Raw genomic sequence first — 19,184 nt, 5'->3', positions numbered from 1 at the left:
CCTAATATATAGCGGCGATTAATCAGCCAAAGTTCTAATTACTTATTGAACATGAGTGCGGTCATGACGAAGTCGAGCGCCAGGACCATCAGCGAGGCGATCACCACGGTGCGAGTGGTCGCGCGCGACACGCCTTCCGGCGTCGGCTGCGCTTCATAACCCTGGAACAGTGCGGTAAAGGTGACGGCCACGCCGAACACGAAGCTCTTCAGCACGCCGTTCAGGATGTCGCGGCGGACGTCGATATTGCCCTGCATCTGGGACCAGAACGCGCCCTCATCCACGCCGATCAGCTGCACGCCGACCAGGTAACCGCCGATGATGCCGATGGCGGAGAAGATCGTCGCCAGCACCGGCATGGCGATCATGCCGCCCCAGAAACGCGGCGCCAGCACGCGCTGGATCGGGTTCACGGCCATCATTTCCATCGCCGACAGCTGCTCGCCGGCCTTCATCAGGCCGATCTCCGCAGTCAGCGAGGTGCCGGCGCGGCCCGCGAACAGCAGCGCGGTAACCACCGGTCCGAGTTCGCGCAGCAGCGACAGCGCCACCAGCTGGCCGAGCTTTTCGTCGGCGCCGAACTGGCTCAGCGTGTAATAGCCCTGCAGGGCCAGCACCATGCCGACGAACAGGCCGGACACGACGATGATCAGCAGAGAGTAATTGCCGATGAAATGGACCTGCTCCGAGATCAGCGCCGGGCGCTTCAGCGCGCCGGGCAGCCGGCCCAGCAGCTTGAAGAAGGAACGGGTAACGAAGCCGATGCGGGCGATCGTGTCCAGCACGAAGGCGCCGATGAAGGCCAGAAAGCGCGCGATCATTGCTTGCCTCCCGGACCCAGGTCTTCGGCCAGCGACTTGCCCGGATAGTGGAAGGGCACCGGACCGTCCGGCTCCGCATTCACGAACTGTTTTACATACGGATCGCTGGACGCCCGCATTTCCGCCGGCGTGCCCTGGGCAACGATCTTGCCGCCGGACAGGAAGTACACGTAGTCGGCGATGCTGAAGGTTTCGTTCACGTCGTGCGAGACCAGGATCGAGGTCGAGCCCAGCGTGTCGTTCAGGTTGCGGATCAGGTTGGCGGTCACGCCCATCGAGATCGGGTCCAGGCCGGCGAAGGGCTCGTCGTACATGATCAGTTCCGGGTCCAGCGCGATCGCGCGCGCCAGCGCCACGCGGCGTGCCATGCCGCCCGAGATCTCGTTCGGCTTCAGCTTGGCCGCATTGCGCAGGCCGACCGCGTTGAGGCGCATCAGCACCAGGTCGCGCAGCACTTCTTCCGGCAGATCGGTATGTTCGCGCAGCGGGAAGGCCACGTTCTCGAACACAGTCAGGTCGGTGAACAGCGCGCCGAACTGGAACAGCATGCCCATCTTGCGGCGCAGGCGGTACAGGTTTTCCGTATCGAGCTGGTGGACGACTTCGCCATTTACCGAGACCGTGCCGCGCTGGGGACGGATCTGGCCGCCAATCAGGCGCAGCACCGTCGTCTTGCCGGAGCCGGAGCCGCCCATCACGGCAATCAGCTTGCCGCGCGGGAAATCCATGCTCAGATTCGACAGGATGGGGCGATCTCCATACGAAAAATGCAGATCGCGGATTTCGACAAGGTTGGGCACAGTGAATATTGGTATTTGGTGAATCTCGTATTGTAGTGCAGAAACGTTAATCCCTGCTGGAGGCAGCCCAATTCTGCTGCGCTTATCGACGTGATATTACAACATTGCTGAACAATGAGTCAGATAATTTCTTTACGTAAGTATTTGTTTTAAATGAGATATGCATACCTCACATTGTTGCATCATCATAAATTCTATTAACAAATTCCTTATGGAAACAACGACTTGGCACGTTCATGTTGCGCTGCACTTTCCCCTTTACGAGGGGGCATTTGCGGACTGAATTTTTGGGCGGATCGCGGGTCGAACCATCTGGGAGACCACCGTGAACGCGAGGGCGCTGATCCACATCCAGCATGAAGAGGCCAGCATGGAAGGCATGCTGGAGCTCCCGCACGAGCCGCTTGGTATCGTCCTGTTCGCCCACGGTAGCGGCAGCAGCCGGCTCAGCCCGCGTAATAACTATGTCGCCCGCATCCTGCGCGAGGCCGGCATCGGCACCCTGCTGCTGGACCTGCTCAGCGCCGATGAGGAAGCCCATCCCGACATCCGCTTCGACATCGCCCTGCTGACCCTGCGCCTGCGCACGGCGGCGCGATGGCTGGCGCGCGAGCCGGCCACCGCGCAGCTGCCGCTGGGACTGTTCGGCGCCAGCACCGGCGCCGCTGCGGCCTTGCGGCTGGCGGGCGAGCCGCATCTCGGCGAGCCCTACCTCGGCCAGCTGGTGCCCGACCACCCTTTTCCGAATGCCCCTTATCCCTCGATCGCCGCCGTGGTCTCGCGCGGCGGCCGGCCCGACCTGGCCGGCGTCTCGGCCCTGAACGGCGTGACCGCGCCGACCCTGTTGATCGTCGGCGGCAGCGACCATGCCGTGATCGCCCTGAACCGGCAGGCCTTCGCCCAGCTGAACTGTCCGCGGGAACTGGCGATCGTCCCCGGCGCGACCCACCTGTTCGAGGAGCCGGGTACGCTGGAAGAAGTGGCGCGCCTGGCGAGCGTGTGGTTCGTTGGGCATTTCGCACGTGGCGTGGGGGCGGCCTAGCTGTTCGGCTGTATTTTCACAGAGCCAAACCACGTTTCACATTATGAATTCTGATGCGCCGCAAATCGGATTCGATGTTGCGATGCGCAAAACACCTTTCCACACTACGGAACATTATTACTAAGTTATTGAATTTAATGAGTTAAATTTTCAATCAATTCTTATATAAGACAGAAGATGCGCTGCAGCATCCGCTCTATGATGAATCATCGATTTCCGATTCATCAAATGGAGTGCACCATGTCTCAGTACCAGAACGATATCCAGGCCATCGCCAACCTCAAACAACAGCAGGGCAGCGGGTGGAATGCGATCAATCCCGAGTCCGCAGCACGCATGCGCGCGCAGAACCGTTTCCAGACCGGCCTCGACATCGCCCGCTACACGGCGGGCATCATGCGCCGCGACATGGCGAACTACGATGCCGATCCTTCCCAATACACCCAGTCGCTGGGCTGCTGGCATGGCTTCATCGGCCAGCAAAAGATGATCTCCATCAAAAAGCACTTCAACAATACCGACCGCCGCTACCTTTACCTGTCGGGCTGGATGATTGCCGCGCTGCGTTCGGAATTCGGCCCGTTGCCGGACCAGTCCATGCATGAGAAAACCGCCGTGCCGGCACTGATCGAGGAGCTGTACACTTTCCTGCGCCAGGCCGATGCACGCGAGCTCGGCGGCCTGTTCCGCCAGCTCGACGCCGCGGAAGGCCAGTCACGCGCCGCCATCCAGGACAAGATCGACAACTTCGTCACCCACGTCGTGCCGATCATCGCCGACATCGACGCCGGTTTCGGCAATGCCGAGGCGACTTACCTGCTGGCCAAGCAGATGATCGAGGCCGGCGCCTGCTGCATCCAGATCGAAAACCAGGTCTCGGACGAGAAGCAGTGCGGCCACCAGGACGGCAAGGTCACCGTGCCGCACGAAGACTTCCTGGCCAAGATCCGCGCCGTGCGCTACGCCTTCCTCGAACTGGGCGTGGACGAGGGCCTGATCGTGGCGCGCACCGATTCGCTGGGCGCGGGCCTGACCAAGCAGATTGCCTACACTAGCGAGCCGGGCGACCTGGGCGACCAGTACAACAGCTTCCTCGACGTCGAAGAAGTGTCGCTGGACGCGATGGGCAACGGCGACGTGGTCATCAAGCGCGACGGCAAGCTGCTGCGTCCGAAGCGCCTGCCCAGCAACCTGTTCCAGTTCCGCGAAGGCACTGGCGAGGCACGCTGCGTGCTCGACTGCATTACCTCGCTGCAGAACGGCGCCGACCTGCTGTGGATCGAAACCGAAAAACCGCACATCGCGCAGATCGGCGGCATGGTGAAGGAAATTCGCAAGGTGATCCCGAATGCGAAGCTGGTCTACAACAACAGCCCGTCCTTCAACTGGACCCTGAACTTCCGCCAGCAGGTCTTCGACAGCATGAAGCTCGATGGCGCCGACGTGTCGCGCTACGAACGTTCGCAGCTGATGAGCGCCGAGTACGACGACTCCGAACTGGCGCGCGAAGCCGACGAGCGTATCCGCACCTTCCAGGCCGACGCGGCGCGCGAAGCCGGCATCTTCCATCACCTGATCACGCTGCCGACTTACCACACCGCCGCGCTGTCGACCGACAACCTGGCCAGGGAATACTTCGGCGAGCAGGGCATGCTGGGTTATGTGGCCGGCGTGCAGCGCAAGGAGATCCGCCAGGGCATCGCCTGCGTCAAGCACCAGAACATGTCGGGTTCGGACCTGGGAGACGATCACAAGGAATACTTCAGCGGCGAAGCGGCGCTGAAAGCCTCCGGCGCACTCAATACGATGAACCAGTTCTGAGCCATCGCGGGGAGGCCACATGAGTCATATGCAATACGAAACGCGCTACACGCTGGCGCCCGGCGGGATCGATGCGAGGGCGATGAACGCCCGCATCGCCGCACTGGACGAGGACCCCGGTCCCCATCGGCGCAGCGCCGACGTCGATCCGCTGGAAGGCCTGGCGGCGCACGGCCGGGCCGTCGGGCGGGTCGGCATCGTCTGCGCCAGTGGCTTCGGCATCGGCCTGGCCCTGCGCGTGCTGGATGCCGGTATCCCAGTCACCCTTTTCGAGCTGGAGCGCGCGTCGCTCGACGAGGGCATCGCACTGGCCCGCTCCAGCGCGAACGGGCGCGACGGGAGGATGGCATTGCTGGCAGCGACCCTCAATTTCCATCACCTGAAGGACTGCGACCTGATTGTCGACGCGGCGCCCTCCGACACAGCGGGCAAGCAGGCGCTGTTCCGCCGCCTCGACCAGGTTGCCAAGCCGGGCGCGGTGCTGGCGACGCAAGCGTCGCATGCCGGCGTCGGCCGCATCGCCTGCTACACCAGGCGTGCCGGCGAGGTGCTCGGCCTGCACATGGGGAGCGTATCGATGACCGGGGAAACCTGGCAGATCGTGCCCGGCAAGGACACGTCGAGGACAAGCCTCGGCACGCTGGTCGCGCTCATCTGGCGGCTTGGGCAGGAGGCCGAAGTCTGCGACCCATGCCACGCCTTCATCGACGTGAAAGCGCCGGCGCAACGGGCCGATGTTCCCGCCTCATGGAACATCGACCTGGCCCTCGACTAAAAGTCAGGCGCGCTTCTTCCGGCGCGCCGCGGCGACACCGGCCAGGCCCAGGCCCAGGATGGCCAGCGAACCGGGTTCCGGCACATCGGCCGCGTCGAGTTCGAAGTTGTAGGTCGTCGACGCGCGGCCCAGGTCGATCGTGACGTTGTCGGCAAAGGCCAGATAGTCCGAGCCGGCGGAGCTGCCGACGCCGACGCTGAAGCCGGCAATATAGGCGTTGTTGCTGTAGTAGTTGCTGGCTTCCCAGCTCGCCAGCGACATGTTCACCTGGCTGCCGTTGTTGAGGGTGACGCCGCTGCCGGTCACGTAGCGATAGAACATGTCGTTGGTACCGGAGCTGTACCATTGACCGTGCGTCGTATTGCCATAGATATTGTTGTAGGCGCCTTCCCAGATCAACTCGCTGCGCTGATTCCCGTCGAAGATGTGCACGCGCAGTGCCGGCGTGTAGTCGGGGTCCAGCTTGGCGACGCTGGACGAAGCGACTGCCCAGTCGAAGGTCAGGCGGCTCAGCTGGTCGAGCAGGCCGAGATTGCTGCCCGGATCGTATGGATTGCCGAGGCCGAACATGCGGGTGCGATCGCCCGTCATTTCCAGCGAACCGTTGCCCGAGCGCGGCATGGTGCCCGTGATCTGACTGCTGCCGCCGCCGCCGTTTTCACCTGTCGGGTTGACCCACAGCGGCGAGCCGGGCGTAACTTTCACTTCAGTGGCGTTGGCCGTTGCGACCGCCGTGACAGCCAGCGCGGCAAGAATCGCTTGCTTCAGAATCACATTCAGGTTGCTTTTCATTATCATCCCCTTGGTTTGGACTTCCATCTCGGACTTGCAGCGCTTAGCCAAGCAATAATTGCGCCCGGTTTTAAAAGACACTGATAATCAAGTATTTAACAGACGCAACTCTGCCGTTGTGTCGGCTACCTGTAAGCTTTTCCGACAGGCGAAAAAAAAGCGGCCCTGAAAGGCCGCTGAAAAGGGAAGCCCTTAACGCAATCAGCGCGGCAGCTCCGAAGTCCCCATCAGGAACTCGTCCACTGCCCGCGCGCACTGCCGTCCTTCGCGAATCGCCCACACCACCAGCGACTGGCCGCGGCGCATGTCGCCCGCCGCGAACACCTTGGCCACCGAGGTCTGGTACGAGGTCTCGCCGTCGACGGTCGCCCGTGCGTTGCCGCGCGCATCTTTCTGCACATCGAAGGCATCCAGCACCTGCTGCACCGGCGAGACGAAGCCCATCGCCAGCAGCACGAGATCCGCCTTCAGTTCGAATTCCGTGTCCGGGACTTCGATCATCTTCCCGTCCTTCCACTCGACGCGGCAGGCGATGACCTTCTCGACCTTGCCGCCTTTACCCTCGAAACGCTTGGTGGCCACCGCGAAGTCGCGCTCGCAGCCTTCCTCGTGCGAGGACGAGGTGCGCAGCTTGGTCGGCCAGTAAGGCCAGACCAGCGGTTTGTTTTCGTGCTCGGGCGGCATCGGCATCAGTTCGAACTGCGTCACCGAGGCGGCGCCGTGGCGGTTCGAGGTGCCGACGCAGTCGGAACCGGTGTCGCCGCCGCCGATCACGACCACGTGCTTGCCGGTGGCCTTGATCTGGTCTTTCACTTTGTCGCCGGCGTTCACGCGGTTCTGCTGCGGCAGGAAGTCCATCGCGAAGTGCACGCCCTTCAGGTCGCGGCCGGGCACCGGCAGGTCGCGCGGCTGCTCGGCGCCGCCGGCCATCACGACCGCGTCGTAGTCCTTGACCAGGTCTTCCGGGAAGATGGTCTCGCGCGCCATGTTGCTGACCACGGTCGGGAAATCCTTGCCGATCAGGGTGCTGGTGCGGAAAGAAACGCCCTCGGCCTGCATCTGCTCTACCCTGCGGTCGATCAGGCCCTTCTCCATCTTGAAGTCGGGGATCCCGTAGCGCAGCAGGCCGCCGATGCGGTCGCTCTTCTCGAACACCGTCACGTCGTGACCGACGCGCGCCAGCTGCTGGGCCGCGGCCAGGCCGGCAGGCCCCGAGCCGACGACCGCGACCTTCTTGCCCGTCTTCACGAGCGACGGCTGCGGCACGATCCAGCCGTTTTCCCAGCCGGCGTCGGCGATCTTGCGCTCGATCGACTTGATGCCCACCGGTTCGTCGTTGATGCCCAGCGTGCAGGCCGATTCGCAAGGCGCCGGGCAGATGCGGCCGGTGAATTCGGGGAAGTTGTTCGTCGAATGCAGGTTCTCGACGGCGTTGCGGTAATTGCCGTGATAGACCAGGTCATTCCAGTCGGGGATCATGTTGTTGACCGGGCAGCCGGTGTTGCAGAAGGGGATGCCGCAGTCCATGCAGCGCGCACCCTGGACCTTGGCCTGGTCGTTGCTGAGCGTCAGCGTGAATTCCTTGTAGTTCTTCAGGCGCGCGGCAGGTTCCAGGTGGCCTTCCTCCTGGCGCTGAAATTCCATGAAGCCGGTGATTTTACCCACAATGTTTTCCTTATCTAGTTACCGTCATCCCCGCGCAGGCGGGGATCCAAGTTTGTTTGCGTTTCGTTAGCGCCGGCAGAACTTGGGTCCCCGCCTTCGCGGGGACGACGATTCAAAGTGCGGTGCTGCTCTTCGCGTTACGTGCGTTTAAGCAGCCAGCTCGATCTTGTCGTTCGCCTCTTCCATGCTGGAGTTGTGCATCTCCTCCAGCGCGCGCTTGTACTCGGTCGGGAAGACCTTCACGAACTTGCCGCGGCTGGTGGCCCAGTCGTCCAGCAGGTTGCGGGCGCGGGTCGAGCCGGTGTGCTTGAAGTGGCGTTCGATCAGGCGCTTCAGGATCGCTTCGTCCGATTCGCGCTCGCTGCCGCGGCCCTGGGCGTGCCAGGTCGACTTGTCGCTCTGCTCCTTGGTCGAGAGCACGCGCTCCAGGTTCACCATGGTCATGTTGCACTTCTGTTCGAACTCGCCCTTCGGGTCGTACACATAGGCCACGCCGCCCGACATGCCGGCTGCGAAGTTGCGGCCGGTCTCGCCCAGCACGACCACGGTACCGCCGGTCATGTATTCGCAACCGTGGTCGCCGAGGCCTTCGACGATGGCCGTCGCGCCCGAGTTGCGCACCGCGAAGCGTTCACCGGCCACACCGTTGATGAAGGCTTCGCCGGAAATCGCGCCATACAGCACCGTGTTGCCGACGATGATGTTGTCGACCGCCCAGCCGCGGAACTCCGTGTTCGGACGCACGATGATGCGGCCGCCCGACAGGCCCTTGCCGACGTAGTCGTTGCCTTCGCCGACCAGGTCGATCGTGATGCCGGCCGCCAGGAAGGCGCCGGCCGACTGGCCCGCCGTGCCCTGCAGCTGGATGTGGATGGTGTCGTCCGGCAGGCCGGCATGGCCGTAGCGCTTGGCGACTTCACCCGACAGCATGGTGCCGACCGTGCGGTTGAGGTTGCGGACCGGCGAAATGAAGGACACGCGCTCGCCGCGCTCCAGCGCCGGTTTCGCCTGGGTGATCAGCTTGTGGTCCAGTGCGCGGTCCAGGCCGTGGTCCTGGCCTTCGCTGTGCAGCAGGGCGCGCGGGCTGTCGACCTTCGGCTGGTAGAAGATGTTGTTGAAGTCCAGGCCCTGCGCCTTCCAGTGGCCGATCGCCTTCGATTTATCGAGCAGGTCGGCGCGGCCGATCAGTTCGTCGTAGGTGCGGATGCCCAGCTGCGCCATCAGCTGGCGCGCTTCTTCGGCGACGAAGAAGAAGTAGTTCACCACGTGTTCCGGCTTGCCCTGGAACTTGGCGCGCAGGACCGGGTCCTGGGTCGCCACGCCCACCGGGCAGGTATTCAGGTGGCACTTGCGCATCATGATGCAGCCCTCGACCACCAGCGGTGCGGTGGCGAAGCCGATTTCGTCGGCGCCCAGCATGGCGGCGATGACGACGTCGCGGCCGGTGCGCATCTGGCCGTCGGCCTGCACGCGGATGCGGCTGCGCAGGCCGTTCAGCACCAGGGTCTGCTGCGTCTCCGCCAGGCCCAGCTCCCACGGCGTGCCGGCATGCTTGACCGACGACAGCGGCGAGGCGCCGGTGCCGCCATCGTGACCGGCGACGACCACGTGGTCGGCCTTGGCCTTCGAGACGCCGGCGGCGACGGTGCCGATGCCGACTTCCGACACCAGTTTTACGGAGATCGAGGCGCTCGGATTCGCGTTCTTCAGATCGTGGATCAGCTGGGCCAGGTCTTCGATCGAGTAGATGTCGTGGTGCGGCGGCGGCGAGATCAGGCCGACACCCGGCACCGAGAAGCGCAGCGAGGCGATGTACTCGGACACCTTGTGGCCCGGCAGCTGGCCGCCTTCGCCCGGCTTGGCGCCCTGGGCCATCTTGATCTGGATCTGGTCGGCCGAAGCCAGGTACTCGGCGGTCACGCCGAAACGGCCCGAGGCCACCTGCTTGATCTTCGAGCGCAGCGAATCCCCCTCTTGCAGCGGGATGTCGGCGACCACGCGGTCCGAGCCCAGGATCGAGGCCAGGGTCTCGCCCTTGGCGATCTTGATGCCCTTGAACTCGCCCATGTAGCGGGCCGGATCTTCGCCGCCTTCGCCGGTATTCGATTTACCGCCGATGCGGTTCATGGCGATCGCCAGCGTCGCGTGGGCTTCGGTCGAGATCGAACCCAGCGACATCGCGCCGGTGGCGAAGCGCTTGACGATTTCCTTGGCCGGCTCGACTTCGCCCAGCGGGATCGCCTTGCTCGGATCGATCTTGAATTCGAACAGGCCGCGCATGGTGAGATGGCGCTTGCTCTGGTCGTTGATCAGCTGCGCGTACTCTTTATAGGTGTTGAAGTTGTTGGCGCGGGTCGAGTGCTGCAGCTTGGCGATGGCATCCGGCGTCCACAGGTGGTCTTCGCCGCGCACGCGGTAGGCGTATTCGCCGCCCACGTCCAGGCTGTTCGCCAGCACCGGGTCCTTGCCGAAGGCCAGGTGGTGCAGGCGCAGCGCTTCCTCGGCCACTTCGAACAGGCCGATGCCTTCCACGGTGGACGAGGTACCTTTGAAATATTTGTCGACCAGCGACTTGTTCAGGCCGATGGCTTCGAAGATCTGCGCGCCGCAGTAGGACATGTAGGTGGAGATGCCCATCTTCGACATCACCTTCATGAGGCCCTTGCCGACCGCCTTGGTGTAGTTCTTGGCCGCCTCTTCCGCCGACATCGGGTGCGGCAGGTGGGCAGCCAGCTCGACCAGGGTCTCCAGCGCCAGGTAGGGGTGCACGGCTTCCGCGCCGTAGCCTGCCAGCAGCGCGAAGTGATGGGTCTCGCGCGCCGAACCGGTTTCGACGACCAGGCCGGTCGAAGCACGCAGGCCGCGCATCACCAGGTGCTGGTGGACGGCGGACGTCGCCAGCAGGGCCGGAATCGCAACCTGCTCGCCCGACATCGCACGGTCCGAGACGATCAGGATGTTGTGACCGGATTTGACGGCATCGACGGCTTCCGCGCACAGCGAGGCCAGCGACGCTTCGATGCCTTCCTTGCCCCAGCTGACCGGATAGCAGATGTTCAGCTCATACGACTTGAACTTGCCGCCGGTGTGCAGGCTGATCGAACGCAGGCGCGCCATGTCGTTGAAGCCGAGGATGGGCTGCGACACCTCCAGGCGCATCGGCGGGTTGACGTTGTTGGTGTCCAGCAGGTTCGGCTTCGGGCCGATGAAGGACACCAGCGACATCACCATCGCTTCGCGGATCGGGTCGATCGGCGGGTTGGTCACCTGCGCGAACAGCTGCTTGAAGTAGGCGTACAGCGGTTTCAGCTTGTTCGACATGACCGCCAGCGGCGAGTCGTTGCCCATCGAGCCGGTGGCTTCCTCTCCCAGCACGGCCATCGGCGACATCAGGAACTTCAGGTCTTCCTGGGTGTAGCCGAAGGACTGCTGGCGGTCGAGCAGCGAGATCGCCGCCTTTTCGCCCTGCGCCGGCGTATCCTTCACGCGGCTCTGCGCCAGCTGGCTCTCGGTGACCTTGATTTCGTTGAGCTTGATGCGCACCGACTTGATCCAGGCCTTATACGGCTTGGCGTTCGCGTAGGTGTCCTTCAGTTCCTTGTCGTCGATGATGCGGCCGGCTTCCAGGTCGATCAGGAACATCTTCCCTGGCTGCAGGCGCCACTTCTTGACGATGCGCGATTCCGGGATCGGCAGCACGCCGGATTCGGATGCCATCACGACCAGGTCGTCGTCGGTGACCACATAGCGCGCCGGGCGCAGGCCGTTGCGGTCCAGGGTGCCGCCGATGTGGCGGCCGTCGGTGAAGGCCATCGCGGCCGGGCCGTCCCACGGCTCCATCATCGCGGCGTGGTATTCGTAGAAGGCGCGGCGGTTCTCGTCCATGGTCGCATGGTTTTCCCAGGCTTCCGGGATCATCATCATCATCGCCTGGCCGATCGGGTAGCCGGCCATCACCAGCAGCTCCAGGGCGTTGTCGAAGCAGGCGGTGTCGGACTGGCCTTCGTAAATCAGCGGGAACAGCTTGGGCAGGTCCTCGCCCAGCACGGCTGACTTCAGCATGCCTTCGCGGGCGCGGGTCCAGTTGAAGTTGCCCTTGACCGTGTTGATCTCGCCGTTATGCGCAATGAGGCGGTACGGGTGGGCCAGCGGCCATTCCGGGAAGGTGTTGGTCGAGAAGCGCTGGTGCACCAGGGCCAGCGCGGAGACGCAGCGCGGGTCCTGCAGGTCCTTGTAGTAGACGCCGACCTGGTCGGCCAGCAGCAGGCCTTTATAGACCACGGTGCGCGCCGACATGGACGGGACGAAGAACTCCTTGCCGTGCATGAGTTTCAAAGCCTGGATCGCGTGGCCCGAGGATTTGCGGATCACGTACAGCTTGCGCTCGAGCGCGTCGGTGACCATCACGTCCGGGCCGCGGCCGATGAAGATCTGGCGGATCACCGGCTCCTTGGTGCGCACGGTCGGGGACATCGGCATGGCGTCGTCGACCGGCACATTGCGCCAGCCCAGCACGACCTGACCCTCGGCGCGCACGGCGCGCTCGATCTCCTGTTCGCAGGCGATGCGCGAGGCGTGCTCCTTCGGCAGGAAGACCATGCCGACGCCGTATTCGCCGGGCGGCGGCAGTTCCACGCCCTGCTTCGCCATCTCGTCGCGGTAGTACTGGTCCGGGATCTGGATCAGGATGCCGGCGCCGTCGCCCATCAGCGCATCGGCGCCGACCGCACCGCGGTGGTCCAGGTTCTTCAGGATCATCAGGCCCTGTTCAATAATCGAATGACTCTTGTTGCCCTTGATATGGGCGATGAAACCGACGCCGCAGGCATCGTGTTCATTGGCGGGATCGTACAAACCTTGGGCAATCATGAGGGGACTCCACAGCATTTTTGAAAGATTGAAGACCGAGAATAGTGCAGAGCACAATAAACATCAATCACAACAATTAGGGTCGGAGTCAAATTAAATTCGGAAACTCTTCCTTTCAAATTAAATAGGGACACAGTAGATTCAGGCGTGCTTCAGGTTTGAGACGGTTGTAAAAATCAAATTAAATCAATATCCTAGGGAATCTCGGAACGTTATTCCACAGTCTCGGCGACTGCTTTGGCTTTGAAGGGCCGGCCACGCTTGGCTGGCAGAATCTGCCGTTTGGTCTTTTTTTCGAGCTCGGTCTTGAAAGCGAGCGAGCCGATCGGCCAGCCCTTGGCGAGGGCGGTGGCAATCAAGGCCTCCTCTTCCCTGCCGCCGCCCTGCTGCACCAGTTCGGTGTAGGCAGCTTCGCGCTGGAAGGGGGTATTGCCGAGACCCCAGTACAGCATGTGGTCAGTGATCAGGCTATCGGAACGCATGCCGGCATGATGGGCATAGCTCGACCAGCGGTAGCCGACCGGGTCGGACACGAGGCGCGCCTGCACGGGCGCCAGTTCGAGGTAGCGGCTGCAGGCCAGCAACCAGGCCGCGGCGTCGACCAGCGAGGTGCGGAAGCGCCCCTCGAACAGGGTGCCCGAGCGGCCATACTTCTTGTTGAACCAGGGGACGTAATGACGGCCGACCTTCTGCATCATCAGCGCCAGCCCGTCTTCGTCCTGCGGAGTGGCCAGCAGGATCAGGTGATTCGGCATCAAGACATAGGCATGCACGGCCACCCGGTACAGCCGGGCGCATTCCTGCAGCCAGGCGTGGAAGCGTTCCTGGTCTTCGTCGTCGCGGAAAATCGGCTGGTTGTCGTTGCCGCGCTGGAGGATGAGGTGGGGCTGGTTCGGCAGGATCAGGCGGGGTTGGCGGGCCATGGCGTCTTGGGAATTGAACTCTGTCCCCAATTATATTCGAATGCACGAAAAATATGCATCGCTCTGTCCCTAATTATCGAAAATCGGCTGGAAGATGCCGTCGAAGGGCGGTTCCGGCCACACCAGGCGCCAGGTTTGCCGGCTCTGCAGGTGGATATACCAGACTTCGACCAAGATCAGGCCGCCATTGCCATGCAGGTAGGGACTGCCGACCGGCACCTGCCTGGCCATGCCGCCGCTGACCTGGCCGGTGAGCCAGCGTTCGAAGCTGCGGAACTCCGCCAGGCTCGTGAAACCGTCGACTTCTTCCCAGGGACAGCGGAACCTCATGGCCAGCCTCGTTCGGTAACGCGCGAGGCCCCTACTGTAAATGAAGAATCAGGCCAGCGTAAACCCGGCCGACAGGCTGTAGCCCTCGCCGTAGGCGCTGCGCAGCGGCAGATCCTGGCCCAGGCCCGTTCGCGCCTTCTTGCGCAGGCGGTAGACCAGCATGTCGACGCGGCGGCTGGCGTCCGGGTCGTCGCCGCCCATGCCGGCCACGATCACCTGGCGCGGCACCGGCCGGGTGTTGATGGTCAGCAGGTGCAGGAAATTGCATTCCTTTTCGGTCAGGTCGATGATCTTGCCCATCAGCTCGAGCTGGCGGGCCGAGACGCGCAGCGTCCACTTGCTCGGCGCCGGCGCCGGCTCTTGCGGACGCACGCGGCGGTCCAGCGCCTCGATGTGGGCGGCCAGCTCCGGGAATTTAATCGGCTTGGTCAGATAGTGGTCCGCGCCCAGGCGCAGGCCGAGGATGCGGTTGTCGAACGCGACCCGCCCCGTCAGCACCAGCAGGCCGATCTCGGGATACAGCTGGCGCATCCGCGGAATGACATTGAATCCGTCTTCGTCGGGCAGGCCCAGGTCGAGCACCACCACTGCGGCGGGCGTGCGGGTCAGTGCCGCCCACATGTCGCCGGCGGTGGTCGCGATCGTGACCTCGTGGCCGAGCTCCGTGAGGAAGTCGGCCATGTCGCCGGCGTATTCGCCATTGTCTTCAACAATCAGTATTTGCGTCATGGGTTGGCCATGTTTCTCGTATTTATAGTTCCCGGATCTCTTTCCGTCGGGCGGCTACCCTGTAGGCCGTCCCGATTATCACTGCTGGTCTCGCTTGAGGCAAGACCTTTCCCCGGCGCATCCTGCACCGGCAGCCACAAGCGGAACTCGGCCCCACCTTCCGGCGCCGCCGCATGCTCCAGGGTCCCGCCATGGACTTCGACGAGCGAGCGCGCCATGTACAGCCCCAGGCCGCTGCCCGGCAGGCCGGCCGCATTGCTGCCGCGATAGCCCTTGTCGAAGATGCGCGGCAGATCGGCGGCGGGGACGCCCGGTCCGCTGTCGCGCAGCGCCAGCTCGACGCCATTGCCCACGGGACGACCCAGCACGGCCAGGCTGCTGGCGGTAGGCGTGTAGCGCAGCGCGTTTTCCAGCAGGATCTTCAGCGCCAGGCGCAGGCCGGCAGGCTCGCCGCGCAGCCTGGCCGGCAAGGCCTCCGCGCTCAAGCTCACCTTGCGGCCGGCCACGCGCGCCTGCGCCACGAGTTCCTCCAGCAGCAGGCGCGGCGCCACGGTATTCGCCTGGCGCTGGCGCCCGAGCGCCGCCATCCGCTCCGGCGACAGGTAATCGTCCAGCATCGCGATCAGGCGGTCGGTGGCCGTGGCGATCTTGCGGTGGCGCTGGCGCGTCGGCTCGTCGGCATTCGCATTGGTTGCTTCCAGCCGCTGGATGGCGCCGTCGATGGTCGACAGCGGCGTGCGGAACTCGTGGTTCAGCATGCTGGCAAAGCGCTTCTGCTCGCGTTCCTGCTCGCGCCGCGCCGACAGGTCGCGCACGATGCCGGCCAGCGCCTGCGCCCTGCCCGCCTCGTCCAGCAGCAGGGTCGAAATCACTTCCACCAGCACCTCGCGTCCATCCGGGCGGCGCAGCTCGAACTCGCGCGCCACGCGCAGGCGCGAGCCATCGCCCGCGGCGAAGCGGCGCAGGCGTTCCTGCAGACCGGCGCAGAGCGGCGCCAGCGGGCCCTTTGCATTAGTTGACAAATGTTCATGAACATCATGAACGCCATAACCCAGCATATCGTTGACATGAGGGCTGAGATAGACGGGCAGGCCGCTGGCGCAATCGATGATGAAGACGATATCGCCGCCGAGTTCGGCGATGCTGCGGAAGGCGTCGGCCGTGGCCAAGGTGGACGTGGGCTGCGCATCGCCAGGCGGAAGAACAGGAGCGCTGCGGGCCATGGATACCTTCGCGGGAGTTAATTAATTTCAGTCAGGAAGTATAGTGCGCTGTTTAGCGATTTGTATAGAACAGCTGCTCTAGGCGTTGCTTTGGGGACGCATGGTGCATATGTCGGCTTGATTTGTACGTACGGAGGCATAGCGCAAAAACGTCGTTCCCGCGAAAGCGGGAACCCATGCTGAGTAGCCGAAGTCATTAAGTTCGCTTGCATGCGTACTTTTCGAATCCGGTGCTTCAGTATGGGTTCCCGCTTTCGCGGGAACGGCGGTACTTACTAGCTTAGTCTTCCAGCGGCGCAAAAATCGCCTGCAGATCTTCCTGCGTCAGCGCCATCTTCTGCGACTCACCCTCGGACAGGATCGACTGCGCCAGTTCCGACTTCTTCTGCTGCAGCAGCTGGATCTTCTCTTCCAGCGTGCCCTTCGCGATCAGTTTATAGACGAACACCGGCTTGTCCTGGCCGATGCGCCAGGCGCGGTCGGTGGCCTGGTTTTCGGCGGCCGGGTTCCACCATGGATCGTAGTGGATCACGGTGTCGGCCGCGGTCAGGTTCAGGCCGACGCCGCCGGCTTTCAGGCTGATCAGGAAGATCGGCACCGCGCCCTGCTGGAAGGCGGCCACCTGGGCCGAGCGGTCGCGGGTTTCGCCGGTCAGCAGCGCATAGCGGATGCCGCGCGCTTCCAGCTCTTCCTCGATCAGGGCCAGCATGCTGGTGAACTGCGAGAACACCAGGATCTTGCGGCCCTCTCCCAGCAGGTCGTCGACCATCTGCATCAGGTCGGTCAGCTTGGCCGAAATCGCCGCCGTGTTCTTGCGCGACGGCATGGATTTGACCAGGCGCGGGTCGCAGCAGACCTGGCGAAGCTTGAGCAGCGCTTCCAGGATCACGATCTGGCTGCGCGCCACGCCCTTGCGGTCGATTTCCTCGCGCACCTTCTTGTCCATTGCCAGGCGCACGGTCTCGTAGAGGTCGCGCTGCGGGCCGCTGATCTCGATGCGGCGGATCATCTCCGTCTTTTGCGGCAGTTCCTTGGCAACATTGTCCTTGGTCCGGCGCAGCAGGAAAGGCTTGATGCGGCGGTTCAGCAGCATGCGGCGCACCGGGTCGTCCTGGCGTTCGATCGGGTGGCGGAACTGGCTGTTGAAGGTCTTCTCGTCGCCGAGCAGTCCCGGCAGCAGGAAGTGGAACTGCGACCACAGCTCGCCCAGGTGATTCTCGAGCGGCGTGCCGGACAGGCACAGGCGGTGGCGCGCGTTCAGCGAGCCGGCCGTCTGCGCCGCCTTCGAGCGGGTGTTCTTGATGTAGTGCGATTCGTCCAGGATCACCAGGTGGTACTCGTGCTCGCGCAGCTTTTCCTCGTCGCGCGGCAGCAGGGCGTAGGTGGTCAGCACGATGTCGGCGCCGTCGATCTGGTCGAACAGCTCCATGCGCTCCTTGCCCTGCAGCAGCAGCACCTTCAGGCTGGGGGCGAAGCGCGCGGCTTCTTCCATCCAGTTCATCATCAGGCTGGTCGGGGCGATCACCAGCGCCGGATTGGTCAGGCGGCCCGCTTCCTTTTCCGTCAGGATGTGGGCGATGGTCTGCACGGTTTTACCGAGACCCATGTCGTCGGCCAGGATGCCGCCCAGGTCATATTCGCGCAGGAATTGCATCCAAGCAAGGCCGTCCAGCTGGTAGTCGCGCAGGGTCGCCTGCAGGCCGGCCGGCGCCTCGACCTTTTTCACCTTGCCGAACTGGCTCAGCTTGCGGCCGGTTTCGCGCAGGCGTTCGCCGCCGGTCCAGGTGAACTCGGCGCCGCGCGCCAGCTCTTCCAGGCGCGCCGCGTCCAGGGTCGACAGGCGGACCCTGGCCTTGATCTTGTCGTTGAAATACAGTTCGCCCAGGGTCGACAGGATGGGCTTGACGCGGCCCCAGGGCAGCGCCACGCGCACGCCGTCGGACAGGGTCGCCAGCATCTGGTCGGCTTCCTGGTGCGCGGCCAGCACTTCCGGATTGAAATCCAGCGGCGCATTGCGGATCAGCTGGACCAGCACCGGCAGCAGCGGCACGCGCTTGCTGTTGACGACGATGCCCAGCTCCAGTTCGAACCAGGCATTGCCCGCTTCCGGCGGCTCGTCGATGTCGGCATACCAGTCCTCGACCGGCACCACGTCGTAGCGGTACTTGGCCGATTTCTGCACTTGCCAGCCGAGGTCGGTCAGCGATTCGAGGTCGTTGCCGGCAAAGCGCAGCCACTGCGCCTGGCCATCCAGCAGCAGGGCGCCGGACAGGGTGCTCAGCGGCGCCGAAGCCGGCTTGCGGAAGCCCATCTTGTTGAGGATGTCGAGCGCTTTCGCCTCGGCGGCTTCGTCGCGGGCAATGACCTCGGTGACGTCGCCGATCTGGCGCACCACGCGCTGGGCGGGGTCGAAGGAGATGCGCTGGCCGTCATAGTCGAAGGCCAGGACCGCAAAGTCCTGCCAGCGCTGGCCCGTGCCTTCGGCGACCGGAATCGCGTCCAGCATCAGGTGCGGCACCGGCTTGACGTCGTCGCGCAGGCGCTGGGTGAGCGGCTGCGGCAGCGGCATCAGCTGCTGCAGGCCGTGCGCCAGCAGCAGTTGCGAGACGCGCTTTTTGTCGTTGCCGGCAAGCATAGGGGCCTGGGCCACCAGTGCCTGCAGGTCGGCCAGCGAGATGTCGATGCCGCCACGGTTCAGCTCGAGAGGCCCGCAGGACAGATTGTCGATATACCACGGCGGATCGGTCGGCAGCATGTAGTCGACCAGGTCGGCGCCGGCATGGGTCGCGCCCTTGGCCGGCTCCACCGACCAGCCGAGCTTGGCTGTGCGGCCTTCGTCGCGCCAGGCCAGGCTGGCCTTGCGGACCGGACCGGCCTGCAGCGGATACAGCAAACCATTGCCCATGTCCGACCACGAGTTCGCCCACAGCAGCTTGCCCTGCTCCAGCAGCTGCTGCAGCAGGATGGCGCCGACCTTGCCCTTCGGCTCGGTGGCGCTGGTACTCTGGTTCGAACCGCTGCGCATGGCGATGAAGAAACGGACCAGATCCTCGTCGTCGCCTTCCAGGTAAGCGGGCGGCGCCGACAGCAGCGAAAACACTTCGCCGACCGGGCTGGCCGCGGCCACGTCGCCGTTCGGGCGCAGGCGGGCCTTGCACAGGCACACCGCGACATGACGGCCGCCGCTGGTCGGGGCCATGACATAAACGAATTTGTACTGGACGGCTTTGGGGTCGGCGACTTCCGCGGTCAGCTTCGGCTGGGGATGTGCTGCCGCTTCGACCCTTTGCAGCCAGCTCAACACCGGGGCGGGCAGGGCCGGCGCGCGTGCAGGCGCTCGGGCTGGTGGTGCCTCGCTGGTGTCGTCGCGATGAAAATCAACTGTGTGCATGGG

At 64.0% G+C, this 19,184-nt stretch carries 13 protein-coding genes; 3 read left to right on the top strand and 10 right to left on the bottom strand.

Features of this window, described 5'->3' with window-relative positions:
- Positions 1 to 38 precede the first annotated feature (38 nt).
- Positions 39 to 821 carry a lipid asymmetry maintenance ABC transporter permease subunit MlaE gene (gene mlaE / locus LQV39_RS15035; protein WP_230026940.1) on the bottom strand — a complete coding sequence of 261 codons (783 nt, stop codon included), beginning with the start codon at positions 819 to 821 and terminating at the stop codon, positions 39 to 41.
- Complete coding sequence (locus LQV39_RS15030) at positions 818 to 1,621, bottom strand: ABC transporter ATP-binding protein (RefSeq protein WP_230026939.1); 804 nt, start codon at positions 1,619 to 1,621, stop codon at positions 818 to 820. The genes mlaE and LQV39_RS15030 overlap by 4 nt, the downstream gene beginning before the upstream one ends.
- A gap of 370 nt (positions 1,622 to 1,991) precedes the next feature.
- On the opposite strand from LQV39_RS15030, the gene LQV39_RS15025 reads away from it, so the two are divergent.
- From LQV39_RS15025 to LQV39_RS15015, 3 genes are all read left to right on the top strand, one after another.
- Positions 1,992 to 2,663: a dienelactone hydrolase family protein gene (locus tag LQV39_RS15025; protein ID WP_230027071.1), complete on the top strand. Its 672-nt coding sequence runs from the start codon at positions 1,992 to 1,994 to the stop codon at positions 2,661 to 2,663.
- Between the two features lie 240 nt (positions 2,664 to 2,903).
- Complete coding sequence (locus LQV39_RS15020; protein ID WP_230026938.1) at positions 2,904 to 4,484, top strand: isocitrate lyase; 1,581 nt, start codon at positions 2,904 to 2,906, stop codon at positions 4,482 to 4,484.
- Between the two features lie 19 nt (positions 4,485 to 4,503).
- Positions 4,504 to 5,259, top strand: coding sequence for a 3-hydroxyacyl-CoA dehydrogenase NAD-binding domain-containing protein (locus LQV39_RS15015; RefSeq protein ID WP_230026937.1), 756 nt, complete (start codon positions 4,504 to 4,506; stop codon positions 5,257 to 5,259).
- A 3-nt stretch (positions 5,260 to 5,262) separates the two neighbouring features.
- On the opposite strand, the gene LQV39_RS15010 is transcribed toward LQV39_RS15015, so the two are convergent.
- From LQV39_RS15010 to LQV39_RS14975, 8 genes are all read right to left on the bottom strand, one after another.
- Positions 5,263 to 6,051 (bottom strand): PEP-CTERM sorting domain-containing protein, encoded by a 789-nt coding sequence (locus LQV39_RS15010; RefSeq protein ID WP_230026936.1) that lies wholly within the window; start codon positions 6,049 to 6,051, stop codon positions 5,263 to 5,265.
- A 201-nt stretch (positions 6,052 to 6,252) separates the two neighbouring features.
- Positions 6,253 to 7,716, bottom strand: coding sequence for a glutamate synthase subunit beta (locus LQV39_RS15005; RefSeq protein ID WP_230026935.1), 1,464 nt, complete (start codon positions 7,714 to 7,716; stop codon positions 6,253 to 6,255).
- Between the two features lie 147 nt (positions 7,717 to 7,863).
- Entirely contained in the window at positions 7,864 to 12,585 is a 4,722-nt protein-coding gene (locus LQV39_RS15000) for a glutamate synthase-related protein (protein ID WP_230026934.1), read from the bottom strand.
- Positions 12,586 to 12,797: 212 nt separating this feature from the next.
- Positions 12,798 to 13,508: a transposase gene (locus LQV39_RS14995; RefSeq protein WP_230026933.1), complete on the bottom strand. Its 711-nt coding sequence runs from the start codon at positions 13,506 to 13,508 to the stop codon at positions 12,798 to 12,800.
- A gap of 69 nt (positions 13,509 to 13,577) precedes the next feature.
- Entirely contained in the window at positions 13,578 to 13,838 is a 261-nt protein-coding gene (locus LQV39_RS14990; RefSeq protein WP_230026932.1) for a hypothetical protein, read from the bottom strand.
- 48 nt (positions 13,839 to 13,886) lie between these two features.
- Positions 13,887 to 14,567: a response regulator transcription factor gene (locus LQV39_RS14985; RefSeq protein ID WP_230026931.1), complete on the bottom strand. Its 681-nt coding sequence runs from the start codon at positions 14,565 to 14,567 to the stop codon at positions 13,887 to 13,889.
- Complete coding sequence (locus LQV39_RS14980) at positions 14,564 to 15,790, bottom strand: PAS domain-containing sensor histidine kinase (RefSeq protein ID WP_230026930.1); 1,227 nt, start codon at positions 15,788 to 15,790, stop codon at positions 14,564 to 14,566. Before LQV39_RS14980 ends, LQV39_RS14985 begins: the two co-directional genes overlap by 4 nt.
- Positions 15,791 to 16,070: 280 nt before the next feature.
- Entirely contained in the window at positions 16,071 to 19,181 is a 3,111-nt protein-coding gene (locus tag LQV39_RS14975; RefSeq protein WP_230026929.1) for a DEAD/DEAH box helicase, read from the bottom strand.
- Positions 19,182 to 19,184 lie beyond the last annotated feature (3 nt).

Source organism: Massilia sp. Bi118 (genome assembly GCF_918697865.1).
In the GTDB taxonomy this organism is placed as follows: domain Bacteria; phylum Pseudomonadota; class Gammaproteobacteria; order Burkholderiales; family Burkholderiaceae_D; genus Telluria.
Note: the sequence above shows the minus strand (reverse complement) of the source record. Positions and strands in the feature narration are given on the sequence as shown.

What these genes read in the sequence shown, in the direction of transcription:
- LQV39_RS14980 (WP_230026930.1), bottom strand. Translation starts at nt 15,790, where the DNA reads ATGGCCCGCAGCGCTCCTGTTCTTCCGCCTGGCGATGCGCAGCCCACG.
- LQV39_RS14985 (WP_230026931.1), bottom strand. Translation starts at nt 14,567, where the DNA reads ATGACGCAAATACTGATTGTTGAAGACAATGGCGAATACGCCGGCGAC.
- LQV39_RS15000 (WP_230026934.1), bottom strand. Translation starts at nt 12,585, where the DNA reads ATGATTGCCCAAGGTTTGTACGATCCCGCCAATGAACACGATGCCTGC.
- LQV39_RS15025 (WP_230027071.1), top strand. Translation starts at nt 1,992, where the DNA reads ATGGAAGGCATGCTGGAGCTCCCGCACGAGCCGCTTGGTATCGTCCTG.
- LQV39_RS14990 (WP_230026932.1), bottom strand. Translation starts at nt 13,838, where the DNA reads ATGAGGTTCCGCTGTCCCTGGGAAGAAGTCGACGGTTTCACGAGCCTG.
- mlaE (WP_230026940.1), bottom strand. Translation starts at nt 821, where the DNA reads ATGATCGCGCGCTTTCTGGCCTTCATCGGCGCCTTCGTGCTGGACACG.
- LQV39_RS14995 (WP_230026933.1), bottom strand. Translation starts at nt 13,508, where the DNA reads ATGGCCCGCCAACCCCGCCTGATCCTGCCGAACCAGCCCCACCTCATC.
- LQV39_RS15010 (WP_230026936.1), bottom strand. Translation starts at nt 6,051, where the DNA reads ATGAAAAGCAACCTGAATGTGATTCTGAAGCAAGCGATTCTTGCCGCG.
- LQV39_RS14975 (WP_230026929.1), bottom strand. Translation starts at nt 19,181, where the DNA reads ATGCACACAGTTGATTTTCATCGCGACGACACCAGCGAGGCACCACCA.
- LQV39_RS15015 (WP_230026937.1), top strand. Translation starts at nt 4,504, where the DNA reads ATGAGTCATATGCAATACGAAACGCGCTACACGCTGGCGCCCGGCGGG.
- LQV39_RS15020 (WP_230026938.1), top strand. Translation starts at nt 2,904, where the DNA reads ATGTCTCAGTACCAGAACGATATCCAGGCCATCGCCAACCTCAAACAA.